This window comes from Maritalea porphyrae, from assembly GCF_030159895.1.
GTDB classification, from domain to species: Bacteria; Pseudomonadota; Alphaproteobacteria; order Rhizobiales; family Devosiaceae; genus Maritalea; species Maritalea porphyrae.
On the sequence record NZ_BSNI01000001.1, the window covers coordinates 530,617 to 544,842 of the forward strand.

Here is a 14,226-nt window from a genome sequence, read left to right on the forward strand (position 1 = left end):
TTATTTCTTTGAAGACACAAGGCCAACTGCCTTGCGAAATTTAACAATATGATCGGCAACACCCGAAATGGCGGTATTGCTCCAATAACGCGTATGCGTGATCAGCCGCAGTCGGTCTAGGCCAAATTTGCTGTAAGTAATGTGCACTTTGTGCTCTTTAATACCGCGCCCAAAAAGCGAATACCCTTTGACGGGTCCGCCCAATACGTCGCCTTGCCAGAACATCAAAGGGTGATGCTCATCAAACATATTGGTCCACTTTACGGTTGAAAAAACAGCACCATGATGCGCAAACGCACGCGGCGCTTTAAGCGCCCATTCGGCGCTTGATTGCGGGATAGGCATTCCTGCATATTTTTCTTCGTTGAACTCAAGTTTGTCCGGCGTGTAGAGCACACCAAAATCCTCATTGTATGAACGCGGCGGCGCAACAGGAAACAGGCGTTCTTCCTTCAGTTTTTCAAAATTCTCAACTCCACGCGCAATCAAAAACTGCGCATGACTTAAAGGCGAACCAAAAGTGATAAAGTCGGTAATCTTCCAATAGGACCTACTTTTCTCACCGTGTTTGTTTTCAACTGCACCGGACAATCGAATTGCCTTGGCGATGTTTGCTTGGACAGCCTGATAGGCGTCAACCGTAAGGCTGTTCCAATAGCGACTTTGATGGTTGCGCACAAACCGATCATGCTCATACAACGCTTGGCGCACGCGTTCACTCGGCGGGTTCTCGTTGGTGGGGCCAAGCTCCTCCCACAATAGATGCAATATGTCGTAGGCGACAACTGAACCCAAAGAGTGCGCAACAATGACAACCCGATCATAGGTGGGATCTTCGTGTAGGGCGCGCAGCAACCCCAAGCCGCGCTCGCGAACATCATGCCGCCGACGAACCGTATCTGGGTGAGCCCCCAAATATCCTGCAACGTCCCCTAGATAGGGCAGAAAAAACATACCCGTAAGGATGGTCATTAAAACGGTGCCGCCCACCACAAATGAGCGCACCTCCACGCCACCAATGCCGAACAGCGAATGGTAGACCAACAAGGTGATCACCGCATAAGCGGGCCACCGCAATATCCAACGCAGCTTTGGAATGAGCCGACCAAGCCAAACCATCAGCCCTAAATTCAGGATACCCAAAAAGCTGATTTCCCAAACATTCAGCCGCGCGGAGCCGCCGTCCAAATTCCACCATTGCAGCTCAAATATTGTGCCGAGCCCCAACAACACCACACCAAAGGCCACCAAACCAATCAGGACAATCAAAAAGCACAGTGCTGACCAAGGCCAGACCATGCGATCAGCCACATATTCAGGCTTCACCATGATGATCCGCAACAACCAGCGCCACAGATTGCGTAGCTTTGCGTCATCTAAAACGTCCGCATAGTAGAACTCGTAGAAATCTGTGCGCTTGCCATCTTTAGCTGGGGGCGTTGTGATCCGTTGAAGGTCGTGGCTACCGGTTTTTAAATCAGGCACGATCCAGCTTTTGTTGCCGTCTGGGCCAATGTGACGGTCACCCGCATTTAGCACCGTTTCATCCGTGGTCCAAAGCGTATCCACAATGCGGCGCATCATGCCCATAGGACGTTGCTCGCCCATGCCATGCACGACCACAATTGCTTGTTTTTCACCTGCCACGCTGATCGCCCTCAACTTCGCTCACTTCAATTGCAAAGTGGACTAGTTTCTTTTGCGAAACAAGTTCCACCCCACTCAACTTTTGTCCGATTCTGAACCTTGCTTTCTAATGTGTTCTGAAGCATTGGCATGCGCGCGATTTAGAAGGCCAAATAGTTTCTCTGTTTCTTCGCTTGAGAAATCTTTAAGCAATGCTGCATTCACCTCAGTATAAAGATGTTGCAGGTGTGATTTCTGATGTCCCTTTTGAGAAGCCGAGACCAGAACAGACCGCGCGTCTGTCTCTGACGTGCTCTTATTGACCCACCCTGCCTTCTCCATTCTGTCAACAAGCCGAGAAACCGCGGGCTTTTCCGATCGCATATAACGTGCAAGCTCTCCCACACTGACTTTTTCCCGCCGCCACAGCACGCCAAGTACAATCCATTGCTGTGGCGACAAATCGTGCTCCTCCAACAGACGTGCTAAAATCTGTTGAGCGCGAGCCGCTGTGGCAGACACCAAGCGGCCTAGCGAGTCCTTGGGTGGGGTAACGGGTCGTTCTGACATTTCACTTTTTAGTTTACATGGAACACATTTTATATTACATGTAAACTAACAGAGGAAATCTGATTTGAAAACCAAAAAGGGAAAATCTATGTCGGATACACCCGTCACCAAATATTCTCGCCCAATCCGTATACTTCATTGGTTGTTGGCGCTCATTCTAATCGCCCTATTTGTCGCTGGCACCATCATGCACAACACAAATGATGAGGCATTGAAATTCGCTATCGTCAAAATTCACGCGCCGCTTGGATTGCTCGCAGGATTGTTGCTGCTTGCACGTACCTATTTCGCATTCACACAAGCGCGCCCAGCACCCGATGCGAAATGGTCACTGGCCGTGAAGTGGGGATCAAAGATCATCCATATCTTGCTTTATGTCTTGCCTTTGGCACTAGTTGGTACTGGCATCGGCACAATGGCACTTTCAGGCTTGGGCGAAATACTCCAGTCAGGGCAAACTGCACCATGGCCAGACATGTCCAATGTTCCTCCAGCGGCTGGACATGGACTTTTCGCAAAACTGTTTCTAGCCAGCTTAACGCTGCATATTGCAGGTGCGATTTACCATCAGTTTGTCGTCAAAGACAATTTGATCGCTCGCATGATGCCCGGGAAATAGTTTTGCCTAAATTATGCAAGGGCAGAACAGCCCTTGCATCTATAGTCACTAGAGCTTTTATAAAGCCTGCACCAAAATCAAAGGTGCAAAATGGCAAACAACGATCTTCTAAAATCTACCCGCTTACTCGACTTCAATCACCCAACAATTCAGAAATTGGTCCAAAGCAAAAATTGGCGCAATCTCAGTGATTACGACAAAATTGGCGCCGCATACGATTTTGTGCAGAACCAAATAAAGTTCGGCTACAATCGAAAAGACAGCATTCCCGCTAGTGAAGTCCTTAAAGATGGTTACGGCCAGTGTAATACCAAAGGCACGCTGTTAATGGCGCTGCTGCGCGCGCTCAATATCCCATGCCGACTACACGGCTTCACCATCAAAAAATCACTACAAAGAGGCGTTGTGCCAGAGTTGGTCTACGCCATCGCTCCCGAAAACATCCTCCATTCTTGGGTCGAAGTGCAATTTGAAGATCAGTGGGTATATCTTGAAGGTTTCATTCTTGATCGCGCATTTCTTGGACAACTTCAAAAAGAATTCTCAGATCAATCTAGCCTATGCGCTTACGGCGTCGGCACCGATTGTTTGCAAACGCCAAACATAGATTGGACAGGTCAAAACACCTACATTCAACGCACAGGCATAAACCAGGATTTTGGTCTGTTTGACACACCCGACGAGTTTTATGCTGAGCACCAGCAAGAGTTTAGCCCACTCAAAGACTTTCTATACCAGCACATTATCCGCCACTGGATGAATGCAAGAGTCGCCAATGCGCGTCGCGGCAACATCCCCATAATCCCAACAAAAAAAGGCGCTCAGTGAGCGCCCTCTTCAATTTCTAACATTTAGAACGTGTGACTAGTGCCCAAAGGCTTTCACAATATCTTCTGTCATTTTCTTCGCATCACCAAACAACATCATCGTGTTGTCACGGAAGAACAATTCGTTCTGAACGCCAGCATAACCTGCTGACATGCCGCGCTTGATGAACAAAACCGTACCTGCATTTTCAACGTCCAACACAGGCATGCCATAAATTGGCGACGCCTTGTCGGTCTTTGCAGATGGGTTGGTCACATCGTTCGCACCGATCACGAAAGCCACATCAGCTTGGCTGAACTCGGAGTTGATATCTTCAAGCTCAAACACTTCGTCATAAGGCACGTTCGCTTCAGCAAGCAAAACATTCATATGACCCGGCATACGTCCCGCCACTGGGTGGATCGCATACTTGATTTCCACGCCTTCGGCTTTCAGCAAGTCGCACATTTCACGCAAAGCGTGCTGTGCTTGCGCAACCGCCATGCCGTAACCCGGCACAATGATCACTTTTCCAGCGTTCTTCATCATGAAGGCCGCATCGTCAGCAGAACCTTGCTTGACTGGACGGGTCTCTTCTTCTCCATCAGCTGCAGCAGCGCTGTCGCCACCAAAACCACCAAGAATAACCGAGATGAAAGAGCGGTTCATCGCCTTACACATAATGTAAGAAAGGATCGCACCAGAAGAGCCAACCAACGCACCGGTAATGATCAATGCGGTATTGCCCAACGTAAAGCCGATACCAGCAGCAGCCCAACCTGAATATGAGTTGAGCATGGAGACCACAACCGGCATATCAGCACCACCGATTGGGATGATCATCAAACCACCCAACACCAGTGCAAGAACGGTAATCGCCCAGAACAACATCGGATCAGAGGTAACGGTAAACTGCCAGATCAGATAGACGAGCAACACACCCAAAGCGATGTGCAATAGGTGACGCATCGGCAAGATGATCGGCTTGCCCGACATGTTGCCGTTAAGCTTAGCAAAAGCGATCACGGAACCAGTGAAGGTAAAGGCACCAATGGCCACGCCAAGGCTCATTTCAACCAATGCTTGCGCATGGATGTGCCCATCAGTGGTGATACCAAATGCGTCTGGTGCATAAAGCGCCGCAGCGGCCACAAACACGGCGGCCAAACCCACAAGCGAGTGGAAAGCAGCAACGAGCTGAGGCATATCGGTCATCGCAATGCGACGCGCCATTACGGCACCGATTACACCACCGATGCCGATACCACCAATGATCAATGCCCAAGAAAGCATGTCAGAAGGTGCGGCAACCATTAGCGTTGTCACAACGGCAATCGCCATACCAATAATACCGTAAGCATTACCGCGACGAGCAGTTGCCGGAGAAGAAAGGCCGCGCAAGGCTAAGATGAAAAGAACCCCTGAAACGAGGTAGAGAATAGCAGCAATATTTGCAGAAATCATGTCGGCTATCCCTTCTTCTTATACATGGCAAGCATGCGTTGAGTCACAAGGAAACCGCCAAAGATATTGACGCTGGCAAACACAAGTGCCAAGAATCCAAACACTTTGGAAATCCAGTTGCCGTCAGCCGCCAAATGCACGCCAACCGCGAGCAATGCGCCCACAACAATTACTGAAGAAATCGCGTTGGTTACGCTCATCAATGGCGTGTGCAACGCAGGGGTCACTGACCACACAACGAAATAGCCAACAAAAATGGCCAACACAAAAATCGCCAAGCGGAACACGAATGGGTCAATTGAGCCGCCCGACGCGGCGGATGCCGCAGCGCCTGCAGCGGATGACATTTGATCTAGAGATGCAATCATTATTTCGCTCCCTTCTCGCCCGCAAAGGCAGGATGCACAACTTCACCATCACGTGTGAGTTGTGTTGCAGCAACCAATTCGTCTTCTGGGTCAACCGCAAGATTTTTCGCTTCCTTGTCGATCAACGTCTCAAGGAATGAAGCCAAGTTCTTCGCATAAAGTGAAGATGCTGTAGTCGCGATGCGACCAGCCATATTTTCAAAGCCGATGATTTTGACGCCCTTGTGGTCGACTATTTCATTCGCCTTCGCACCTTCAACATTACCACCGCGTTCAACAGCCAAATCCACAAGCACCGAACCAGGCGCCATAGATTCAACCATTTTCTTGGTGATCAAACGCGGTGCCGGACGCCCAGGAATCAGCGCTGTGGTGATCACCACATCTTGTTTGGCGATATGAGCGGCCACAAGCTCAGCTTGTTTGGCTTGATATTCCTTGCTCATTTCCTTGGCGTAACCACCAGCTGTTTCAGCTTGCTTAAACTCTTCGTCTTCAACCGCAACGAACTTTGAACCCAAAGATTCAACTTGTTCTTTTGCTGCCGGACGCACATCAGTTGCAGAAACTACCGCACCCAAACGTTTTGCTGTAGCAATCGCCTGCAATCCCGCAACACCGGCACCCATCACAAATGCTTTGGCCGGACGAACAGTGCCCGCCGCCGTCATCATCATGGGGAATGCACGGTCAAATGCTGTAGCGGCTTCAATCACCGCTTGATAGCCAGCAAGGTTGGCTTGTGAGGACAACACATCCATCACTTGCGCACGCGTGATCCGTGGCATGAACTCCATTGCAAAAGCGTCAAAGCCAGCTTTTGCAAGCGCTTTGATATCTTTTTCGTTGCCATAAGGGTCCATCTGGCCAATGACCAGCGCACCTTTTTTGGCCCCGGCCAATGCTTTGGCGTCTGGTCGACGCACCGTTAGAACCACATCAGCGCCTTTTACCGCAGCTGAGGCAGAAGCAGAGACCGTGGCCCCTGCCGCTTTATAATCTGCATCTGGTATTTTGGAGCCGTCGCCAGCTCCCTTTTCGACGCTAACTTTAGCGCCGAGCCCGATATATTTTTGCACCGTTTCCGGTGTCGCCGCCACACGGGCTTCGTTGGCGGCAGTTTCGCGTAAGATCGCTATCTTCATGCCTTACTCCCTGGACTTGCAAGCAAGCCCAAACGCATTTCCAAAAATGCGCCGCCCCCACATTTGCGGCACGACAAATCTCGTTTGGCTGTTACGCCACGAGGAAGAAATACATCAACACAAGCACCACAACGATGGCGATGGTTGACCATTTCAACAAAGTCAAAAAGCCTGAGTAGGTTTTTGATTGTTCTTCATAGAGTTTTTCAGCTTCAGTGCTCATATATCTCTCCGTACTATGAACCTATTTTTCAAACGCCAATCAGGCGTCCAATTCTTCCAACTCGTCAATTAGACCTTCGATCATTGAAAGGCCAAGTGACCAGAAATCAGGGTCTTTGGCATCCAGACCAAACGGTGCCAACAATTCTGAATGATGTTTGGACCCGCCAGCGCGCAACAAGTCAAGATAACGATCTGCAAATCCGTCTTGTGACTTTTGATATTGCGCATAAAGTGAGTTCACCAAGCAATCGCCAAATGCATATGCATAAACGTAGAACGGCGAATGGATGAAATGTGGGATGTAGGACCAGAAATTCTCATATCCTTCATTGAGCAACACAGAAGGACCCAAGCTTTCTTTGGAAACCTCGACCCACATCTGGTTTAGCTCTTCAGACCGCAACTCACCATTGCGACGTGCAGTGTGTACTTTGCGCTCAAACGTATAGAAGGAAATTTGCCGCACAACCGTGTTGAGCATGTCCTCAACTTTACCTGCTAGCAAAGCAAACCGCGCTTTTTTGTCGGTAGTTGCATCGAGCAAGGACCTAAAGGTGAGCATTTCACCAAACACGCTTGCCGTTTCAGCTAGCGTCAATGGTGTCGATGCCATCAATGGACCTTGATCAGCTGCCAAAACCTGATGCACGCCGTGACCCAATTCATGGGCCAAAGTCATCACGTCACGCGCTTTACCCAAATAGTTGAGCATCAAATAAGGGTGCGCGCTTGGCACTGTTGGGTGTGCAAATGCACCTGAACGTTTGCCTTCGCGCACTGGCGCATCGATCCAGCCCGAACCAAAGAAAGGTTTTGCCACATCAGCCAACTCGGGGGAGAACTTGCCGTAGGCCGACATCACCATGTCGGTTGCTTCATCCCAGTTGAACAACCGGTCATCATCGTCAGGCAAAGGCGCGTTGCGGTCCCAAGCATTTAGCTTTTCCATGCCGAACCACTTAGCCTTCATCGCATAATAGCGGTGGGACAATTTTGGGTAGGATGTGCGCACAGCGCTTTCAAGCGCATCAACCACTTCCCGCTCGACCGAGTTCGCCAAGTGACGGCTGTCCGCGACATCTTCATAACCGCGCCAGCGATCTGAGATTTCCTTATCCTTGGCCAACACATTGGTGATGTGGGTGAAAAGACGTTGGTTCTCGCCTAGCGTTTCAACCAATCCTTTAAACGCAGCTTCACGCTTTGCGCCATCTTTGCCCGTCATTTGCGTCAAGGTCGGCTCAAGCGACAGCTTTTCGCCATCCACATCAAACTTGAGGCTCGCCATCGTCTCGTCGAACAACCGGTTCCACGCCGAGCGACCGGTTTGAGATTTGTCGTGGAATAATTCTTCCACGCGATCTTCCAGTTGGTAAGGCTTGGCTTTGCGCAACTCAACAAACCACGGCTTGTAGCGCGCGAGCGCTGCGTCTTTTTCAAAGGCAGCGTCGAGCACCGCATCATCAATACGGTTCAACTCAAGCGTGAAGAACAGCAAAGGCGTTGAAAATTTGGTGAGCTTTTCATTCGTGTCGCCCATAAATTTCGCACGATCCGGATCAGATGTGTTTTGTGCATATTGCAAATAGGCAAATGAGCCCAAGCGACCCATTTTGTCCGAAAGCGCTTCAAAGCGGGCAATTGTTTCAAGCAATCCGCCATCTTTGGCTAAGCTCTCCAGATTGCCCTTATAGTCTTCAGCAAACTGTTTGGCTTCTTTCTCGCAAAAGGCAATATCGGACTTGATTTCGTCGCTGTCAGGACCAGGATAAAGATCGCTTAGATCCCACTGAGGCAAATCGCCAAATTCTGCGCCAGGCTTTTTGTCCGTCGCCGCATCAAAAACCACGTTGCTCATAATTATAAGATAACTCCAAAAGATTTGGAGCGAACATTATCATATTGTCCAGTGATGTGAAGGCCGCGACATTGCTCAAGAGGGCGAAATTGGGAAACAAGTTTTTGTGACCGTGCAAATTTGCGCACTCTCAGACACCCAAGATGAACAATTATGCTTAAACCACTGTTAAGAACTCACCCCTACCCTGCTCCAAAATAGAACAGTTTTATGATTCGCCCCTCGCAAATGCGCTCGGGGCGCATTGATGATTGATTGCGAGTTACATTAAGAATGGCCAAAGTCCTGATTATTGACGATGACCCGGTACAATGTCGCCTGAGTACTGAGATTCTAAAATCCAACGGCTTTGAAGCGCTTGAAGCACTTTCTGGTCCCCTAGGTTTGGACATTCTTGAAGATCAGCAAATTGATGCGGTTATACTGGACCTAGTGATGCCCGAAATGGACGGCATGGCGGTTATGGCGGAAATGTCCAAGCGCCAAATGAACCACCCTGTGATCGTGCAAACCGCCAACTCGTCTATTGAAACGATCGTGACCGCAATGCGCCACGGCGCCGTTGATTTCTTCGTCAAACCCGTAGCGCCTGAACGTTTAATCATCTCGCTTGAAAATGCCCTAAAACGCCAGAGCCTTGAAACTTGTCTGCGCACTGAACGCAACCGACTGTCCGGGCATTTTGGTTTTGATGACATTATCACAAAGTCCCCAATCATGGACCGCGTGAAAGAGCTCGGCAACAAGGCCAGCGCCAGCAATATTCCGGTTCTCATCGAAGGCGAAAGCGGCACTGGTAAAGAACTGATCGCCCGCGCCATTCAAGCCAGCTCAAAACGCGCAAACAAACCGTTTGTCACAGTAAACTGTGGCGCAATCCCACCAAACCTAGTGGAATCCACGCTCTTTGGTCACAAAAAAGGTTCCTTTACCGGAGCCAACACCGACCAAAAAGGCAAGTTTCAGGAAGCAGATGGCGGAACGCTTTTCCTTGATGAGATTGGTGAACTACCCCTTGATATGCAAGTCAAACTCTTACGCGCGCTGCAAGAAGGTGAAGTGGAACCGATTGGCGCAGCAAAGCCTGAAAAAGTCGACGTGCGCATAATCTCCGCCACGAATAAGCGTCTTCTAAATCTGACCAAAGAAGGTCACTTCCGCGAAGACCTATTCTATCGCCTCAATGTTTTCCCGATTTACCTGCCGCCTTTGCGCGAGCGCATGGATGACCTTGATGCGCTAATTGCGCATTTCATCGCTCGTTTCTCTGCAGAAGAAGGTCGTCACATTTCTCAGTGTACGCCAAAGACCGTTGCAATGCTGAAAAGCTACGACTGGCCGGGCAATGTTCGCCAATTGGAAAATACTATCTACCGCGCCGTCGTGCTGGCGAGCAATGCAGTGTTGGAGACCGAAGACTTCCCACAAATCTGCGCCAGCCTTGAAGGCGCTGACCGTATTCGACATCAATTAGCGGCACGCCCCAATATGGCAATCCCTGTACATATTGACCAAATAAGCGAGCCAACACCCATTGTGTCGCCAGAGCCGACGAAACAGAAAGACAGATTCGTTGGCGAGGATGGTGACATTGCCCCGCTCGACAATGTGGAGCGCGACCTGATCGCATTTGCACTGGACCAATACCAAGGCAAAATGAGCGCCGTTGCGCGTGCGCTTGGAATTGGCCGATCAACTCTTTACCGAAAAATCAAGGAATATGGGCTAGAAGAAAGCGACGCGGCGTAGTTTCTTCATGAATTGGTGCCGTTCAAATATGCGGTAACAATTACGCGAAAAGCTTGGATTCGCCCCAATCTCGACGTATAAATTGCGCACATTTTTAAATTGTTGAATGCGTTAAACAATTACGCAGAGAAAATATACATGATTTGGCAATTGTTTAGGCCAAACGTGGTGGAGTTCGAGGGATCACGATGGGTTGTAAATTTCGGTCTTTGATTCTGGCACTGAGTATCGCCAGCTTGGCACCTATTAGCGCCACAGCACAGGAAACCGTGCTTGTAAATGGCGTTGAAGCGACCCGCGTTGTCATCGGACCTGCTATTTCACCACTCGCAAAAATCATCAAAACAGGTCTGCGTGACGACTATTATGGCGCGAAATCTGGCACCCGCGCATGGAAAAACGCGCAAAGTCTTTATTACTTCTACGGAGCGCGCAATTTTGAACCGCTTTGGCTTGAAGGCGAAGGCAACGATGTATCTTTCTCATCAAAAGCACAGGCCGTTATTGACCTTTTTGAAAAGGCCGAATTCGAAGGCTTGCGCCCATCAGATTATCTGACTGACAAGCTCGACATAAATGCCGCGCAAAACGATCCTATTCGGCTTGCGCAAGTTGAAGTCGCCTTTACAGATGCTGCCATTCTTTATGCAAAACACGCAGCTGGTGGTCGTATCGCTCCAAGCGCAGTGTCAAGTTCAATCACCTTGCGCCCGACACGCGTCGACTTGGCAAAATTACGTGTTGACCTAGTCAGCGCTGACGATCCGGCGGCCTTATTGCAAGGCATGCACCCAACTCACGATGAGTTCTTGGGGTTGCGCGCCGAGTTGGTGAAGCGACTAGCAGGGCCAGAGATTGAACAAATCATTGTGCCGGACGGCAAATTGATGAAACTAGGCAAGTCGGACAAGCGCATGCCCATCTTGCGCGAACGCCTTGGCCTTGAACTTGCCGACCCAGATAGCGAATTCATCTATGATCAATCAGCTGTTGATGCTGTCAAAGACTTCCAAAACTCAATCGGTCTCATTGCAGATGGCGTCGTTGGTCCAGCAACAGTTGCTGCGCTAAATGGTGCGCAAGGCGCAAGCGCGGAGGACATTGTCGCCAACATGGAACGTTGGCGTTGGATGCCTAAAGATTTAGGCGATTTCCACGTGTTTGTGAATATTCCAGAATATCGTTTGCAAGTGCGCAAGTCTGGTGTCGTAGAGCACACGACACGCGTGGTCGTGGGCAAACCGAAGTTCAAAACACCCGTATTTTCGGACGAAATTGAACATGTAGTAGTAAATCCATATTGGAATGTGCCCTACTCAATCGCGACCAACGAACTATTGCCCGCCTCAGGCGGCAACCCAGGTTACTTCAATGCTCGCAATTATGAATTGCTTTCTGGCGGTAAAGTGATCAACGCTTCATCTGTAGATTGGGCAAACATCAACCCGAAGAACCCGCCATTCCGCATTCGCCAACGACCAGGTCGCAACAACGCGCTGGGCACAATTAAGTTTTTGTTCCCGAACCAGCATTCGGTCTATCTGCACGACACGCCTTCAAAATCGCTGTTTAGCCGCACCTATCGGGCATTTTCTCATGGTTGTGTTCGCGTTCACAATCCGTTGGAATTTGCCGATGCGCTGCTAAGATATGAACCATCGCTCAACCTTGCCAAGATCAAAGGCATGATGGGCAGCAACGAAAAGTGGAACAACCTTTCCACGCACGTGCCTGTTCATTTGGCTTACTTCACATTGCGCATTGATACAGACGGTACAGTTCGCAGCTTTGGCGATGTCTATGGCCACCACAAAAAGCTGCTTTCCCTTTTGAAGGGCTAGTAAAAAAGCTCACCACAAAGCGATAGCTCGGCACAGGATTAACTGTGCTGGGCAAATTGCCGCATATGCCTTGGTTCAGCCCCTTTTCACCCCCATATTAAAACTGTAAGTTTTGAACACTGAATTTTACTCTTGGGGTAGCAAGCGTCCTTATCGTTAACAAAATCGCATCTTGTTTGGTGTAGATTGGTTTAAGTTTTAGCGTTAAGGGCGTCCGAAAATTGTTGGGTATATTGGGCACACTCTCGACACGCGTGATCAAGCGCGCATTGTTATTGCTGATGGCAACACTAGTTGCGGTGGCTGGTATTGCCGGGCCCGCTGCAGCTGCGCGCGACCGCACGCTTTACCTTTACTACACCCACACCAAAGAAACGGCGAAGATCACCTATAAGCGCAATGGGCGCTATGACAAGAAGGGGCTCGCTGAGCTCAACAAGTTCTTGCGCGACTGGCGCCGTAACGAACCCACCAAGATGGACCCGCGTCTGTTTGATCTCGTATGGGAAGTTTATCAAGAAGTTGGTGCATCAAAACCAATCCATGTTGTTTCAGCTTATCGCTCACCAAAGACGAACGAAATGCTGCGCTCCCGCTCTAGCGCTGTGGCAAAGAACTCAAATCACACACGTGGTTTGGCGATGGACTTTTTCATTCCTGGAGTGTCGATTTCAAAACTCCGCCAAGTTGCGATGAAAAAACAAATGGGCGGTGTAGGCTATTACCCCACATCGGGCAGTCCATTTGTGCACCTTGATACTGGCAGCGTGCGCGCTTGGCCGCGCATGACAACCGCACAATTGAAAAAGCTCTTCCCTAAGGGCAAAACTTTGCACGTTCCATCCAATGGCGTGGTGCTCTCAAAAACCGGATATGCGACCGCACAAGCTGAATATAAACGTTGTCGCCAAGTCCCTTGTAGCGGTTCTTCTACTCGCGTTGCCAGCGCCTCAAGTTCAAACTCAGACAGCGGCTCTGGCCGCACTCTAATGGACGTTCTATTTGGACGCGACAACGACAATGTTGAAGTGGCGAAGAAACCAACAACCGTTGCAGCGCCAATAAAAGTGGCAGCTCTTGGTCAACTGCCGCCGCGTCGTCCAGCTGCCCTTTCAGATGATCCGTCGACGGAAGAATTATTGCCTGAATTGGGCGAAGACACGTTGATCGCCATCACACCACCGATTAAGCCACAAGCGATACAGCTCGCCACATTGAGCACCACTCAGGATAGCGAAGAGCTGGTGCCTTCTCGCTTTGCAGTTGCATCCATAAACAGCGACGATATTCCAAATCCATCTCGATTTGCTGATGATGCAACCAGTCAAGCTTCAGCTTTGCCACCAATTCGAAAAGGCGCACAGCCAAATTCGAACGCGGCGGCCGCGCTGCTCGCTGCCTATGCGCCGACACCAGAATCATCCCCCGACGCTCAAAAAGCACTTGAGATTATTCTCAACCGCCAAAATGGTGCGACAGAGCTGCCTCAGTTGGTGGCCGCGATTGATCCAAAAGCGCAAGTGCCCGCAAATATCCGCGACGCTTTGGCAAAAGCATCACTTCAGACGGACTTTAGTGATTTCGGCTCAATCTTGACGAACGTCAAAGCGGCAAACACACGTTCTGCACCGGTGCCTTTGTCGGTTGAAATCGAGCAACGTCCAGGATCATTCTTCACAACAGAATTCGATTACGACTTCTCACTCGTGGCTGATCCAAAACAGTTCAACGAGGGACGTTTTGCGGTTCTATTTGAACCAGACACAGGCGATCTGACACCGTCAAACGTGTTGGGCGACCAGACGCAGTTGGGCTTTGCAACCTACAAGGCGCAATATGTCGCCCCCGAAATAGGCTTCAAGACCGCCCTTTCTCAGTAAAAATCGCCAAAAAGCCACAAAAAACAGCGACCTTTCGTCACCCGCTGGTTGCACCTATGTGCCCATGGGTTTAA

12 protein-coding genes are annotated in these 14,226 nt (G+C 49.9%); 5 read left to right on the top strand and 7 right to left on the bottom strand.

What is annotated here, in order from left to right:
* Positions 1-1,647: a hypothetical protein gene (locus QQL65_RS02695; protein ID WP_284361853.1), complete on the bottom strand. Its 1,647-nt coding sequence runs from the start codon at positions 1,645-1,647 to the stop codon at positions 1-3.
* Between the two features lie 75 nt (positions 1,648-1,722).
* Positions 1,723-2,196, bottom strand: coding sequence for a MarR family winged helix-turn-helix transcriptional regulator (locus tag QQL65_RS02700; RefSeq protein ID WP_379863108.1), 474 nt, complete (start codon positions 2,194-2,196; stop codon positions 1,723-1,725).
* 88 nt (positions 2,197-2,284) lie between these two features.
* Here QQL65_RS02700 and QQL65_RS02705 point away from each other — a divergent pair, with 88 nt between their 5' ends.
* Positions 2,285-2,815, top strand: a complete 531-nt coding sequence (locus tag QQL65_RS02705; protein WP_284361857.1) for a cytochrome b — start codon at positions 2,285-2,287, stop codon at positions 2,813-2,815.
* Between the two features lie 90 nt (positions 2,816-2,905).
* Entirely contained in the window at positions 2,906-3,643 is a 738-nt protein-coding gene (locus tag QQL65_RS02710; protein WP_284361860.1) for a transglutaminase-like domain-containing protein, read from the top strand.
* A gap of 36 nt (positions 3,644-3,679) precedes the next feature.
* Here the strand turns inward: QQL65_RS02710 and QQL65_RS02715 are convergent, their stop codons facing one another.
* The 5 genes from QQL65_RS02715 to QQL65_RS02735 all read right to left on the bottom strand — a co-directional run bounded on the left by QQL65_RS02715 (position 3,680) and on the right by QQL65_RS02735 (position 8,682).
* Positions 3,680-5,083, bottom strand: a complete 1,404-nt coding sequence (locus tag QQL65_RS02715; RefSeq protein ID WP_284362068.1) for an NAD(P)(+) transhydrogenase (Re/Si-specific) subunit beta — start codon at positions 5,081-5,083, stop codon at positions 3,680-3,682.
* Between the two features lie 8 nt (positions 5,084-5,091).
* Positions 5,092-5,454, bottom strand: a complete 363-nt coding sequence (locus QQL65_RS02720) for a proton-translocating transhydrogenase family protein (protein ID WP_348529120.1) — start codon at positions 5,452-5,454, stop codon at positions 5,092-5,094.
* Positions 5,454-6,599, bottom strand: a complete 1,146-nt coding sequence (locus tag QQL65_RS02725; RefSeq protein WP_284361861.1) for a Re/Si-specific NAD(P)(+) transhydrogenase subunit alpha — start codon at positions 6,597-6,599, stop codon at positions 5,454-5,456. Before QQL65_RS02725 ends, QQL65_RS02720 begins: the two co-directional genes overlap by 1 nt.
* 91 nt (positions 6,600-6,690) lie before the next feature.
* Complete coding sequence (locus QQL65_RS02730) at positions 6,691-6,822, bottom strand: aa3-type cytochrome c oxidase subunit IV (RefSeq protein WP_284361862.1); 132 nt, start codon at positions 6,820-6,822, stop codon at positions 6,691-6,693.
* A gap of 39 nt (positions 6,823-6,861) precedes the next feature.
* Positions 6,862-8,682 carry a M3 family oligoendopeptidase gene (locus QQL65_RS02735; RefSeq protein WP_284361863.1) on the bottom strand — a complete coding sequence of 607 codons (1,821 nt, stop codon included), beginning with the start codon at positions 8,680-8,682 and terminating at the stop codon, positions 6,862-6,864.
* A 273-nt stretch (positions 8,683-8,955) separates the two neighbouring features.
* Here QQL65_RS02735 and QQL65_RS02740 point away from each other — a divergent pair, with 273 nt between their 5' ends.
* The 3 genes from QQL65_RS02740 to mepK all read left to right on the top strand — a co-directional run bounded on the left by QQL65_RS02740 (position 8,956) and on the right by mepK (position 14,152).
* The gene (locus QQL65_RS02740; RefSeq protein WP_284361864.1) at positions 8,956-10,431 is read left to right on the top strand and encodes a sigma-54-dependent transcriptional regulator; all 1,476 of its coding nucleotides are present in this window, start codon (positions 8,956-8,958) and stop codon (positions 10,429-10,431) included.
* A 188-nt stretch (positions 10,432-10,619) separates the two neighbouring features.
* Entirely contained in the window at positions 10,620-12,272 is a 1,653-nt protein-coding gene (locus QQL65_RS02745) for a L,D-transpeptidase family protein (protein ID WP_284361865.1), read from the top strand.
* 221 nt (positions 12,273-12,493) lie between these two features.
* Positions 12,494-14,152, top strand: coding sequence for a peptidoglycan L,D-endopeptidase MepK (gene mepK / locus QQL65_RS02750; RefSeq protein ID WP_379863111.1), 1,659 nt, complete (start codon positions 12,494-12,496; stop codon positions 14,150-14,152).
* The last annotated feature ends 74 nt before the right edge of the window (positions 14,153-14,226 follow it).

Excerpts from the sequence above, each read along its gene's own strand:
- QQL65_RS02700 (WP_379863108.1), bottom strand. The coding sequence starts at position 2,196 with ATGTCAGAACGACCCGTTACCCCACCCAAGGACTCGCTAGGCCGCTTG.
- QQL65_RS02705 (WP_284361857.1), top strand. The coding sequence starts at position 2,285 with ATGTCGGATACACCCGTCACCAAATATTCTCGCCCAATCCGTATACTT.
- QQL65_RS02710 (WP_284361860.1), top strand. The coding sequence starts at position 2,906 with ATGGCAAACAACGATCTTCTAAAATCTACCCGCTTACTCGACTTCAAT.
- QQL65_RS02720 (WP_348529120.1), bottom strand. The coding sequence starts at position 5,454 with ATGATTGCATCTCTAGATCAAATGTCATCCGCTGCAGGCGCTGCGGCA.
- QQL65_RS02725 (WP_284361861.1), bottom strand. The coding sequence starts at position 6,599 with ATGAAGATAGCGATCTTACGCGAAACTGCCGCCAACGAAGCCCGTGTG.
- QQL65_RS02730 (WP_284361862.1), bottom strand. The coding sequence starts at position 6,822 with ATGAGCACTGAAGCTGAAAAACTCTATGAAGAACAATCAAAAACCTAC.
- QQL65_RS02735 (WP_284361863.1), bottom strand. The coding sequence starts at position 8,682 with ATGAGCAACGTGGTTTTTGATGCGGCGACGGACAAAAAGCCTGGCGCA.
- QQL65_RS02740 (WP_284361864.1), top strand. The coding sequence starts at position 8,956 with ATGGCCAAAGTCCTGATTATTGACGATGACCCGGTACAATGTCGCCTG.
- QQL65_RS02745 (WP_284361865.1), top strand. The coding sequence starts at position 10,620 with ATGGGTTGTAAATTTCGGTCTTTGATTCTGGCACTGAGTATCGCCAGC.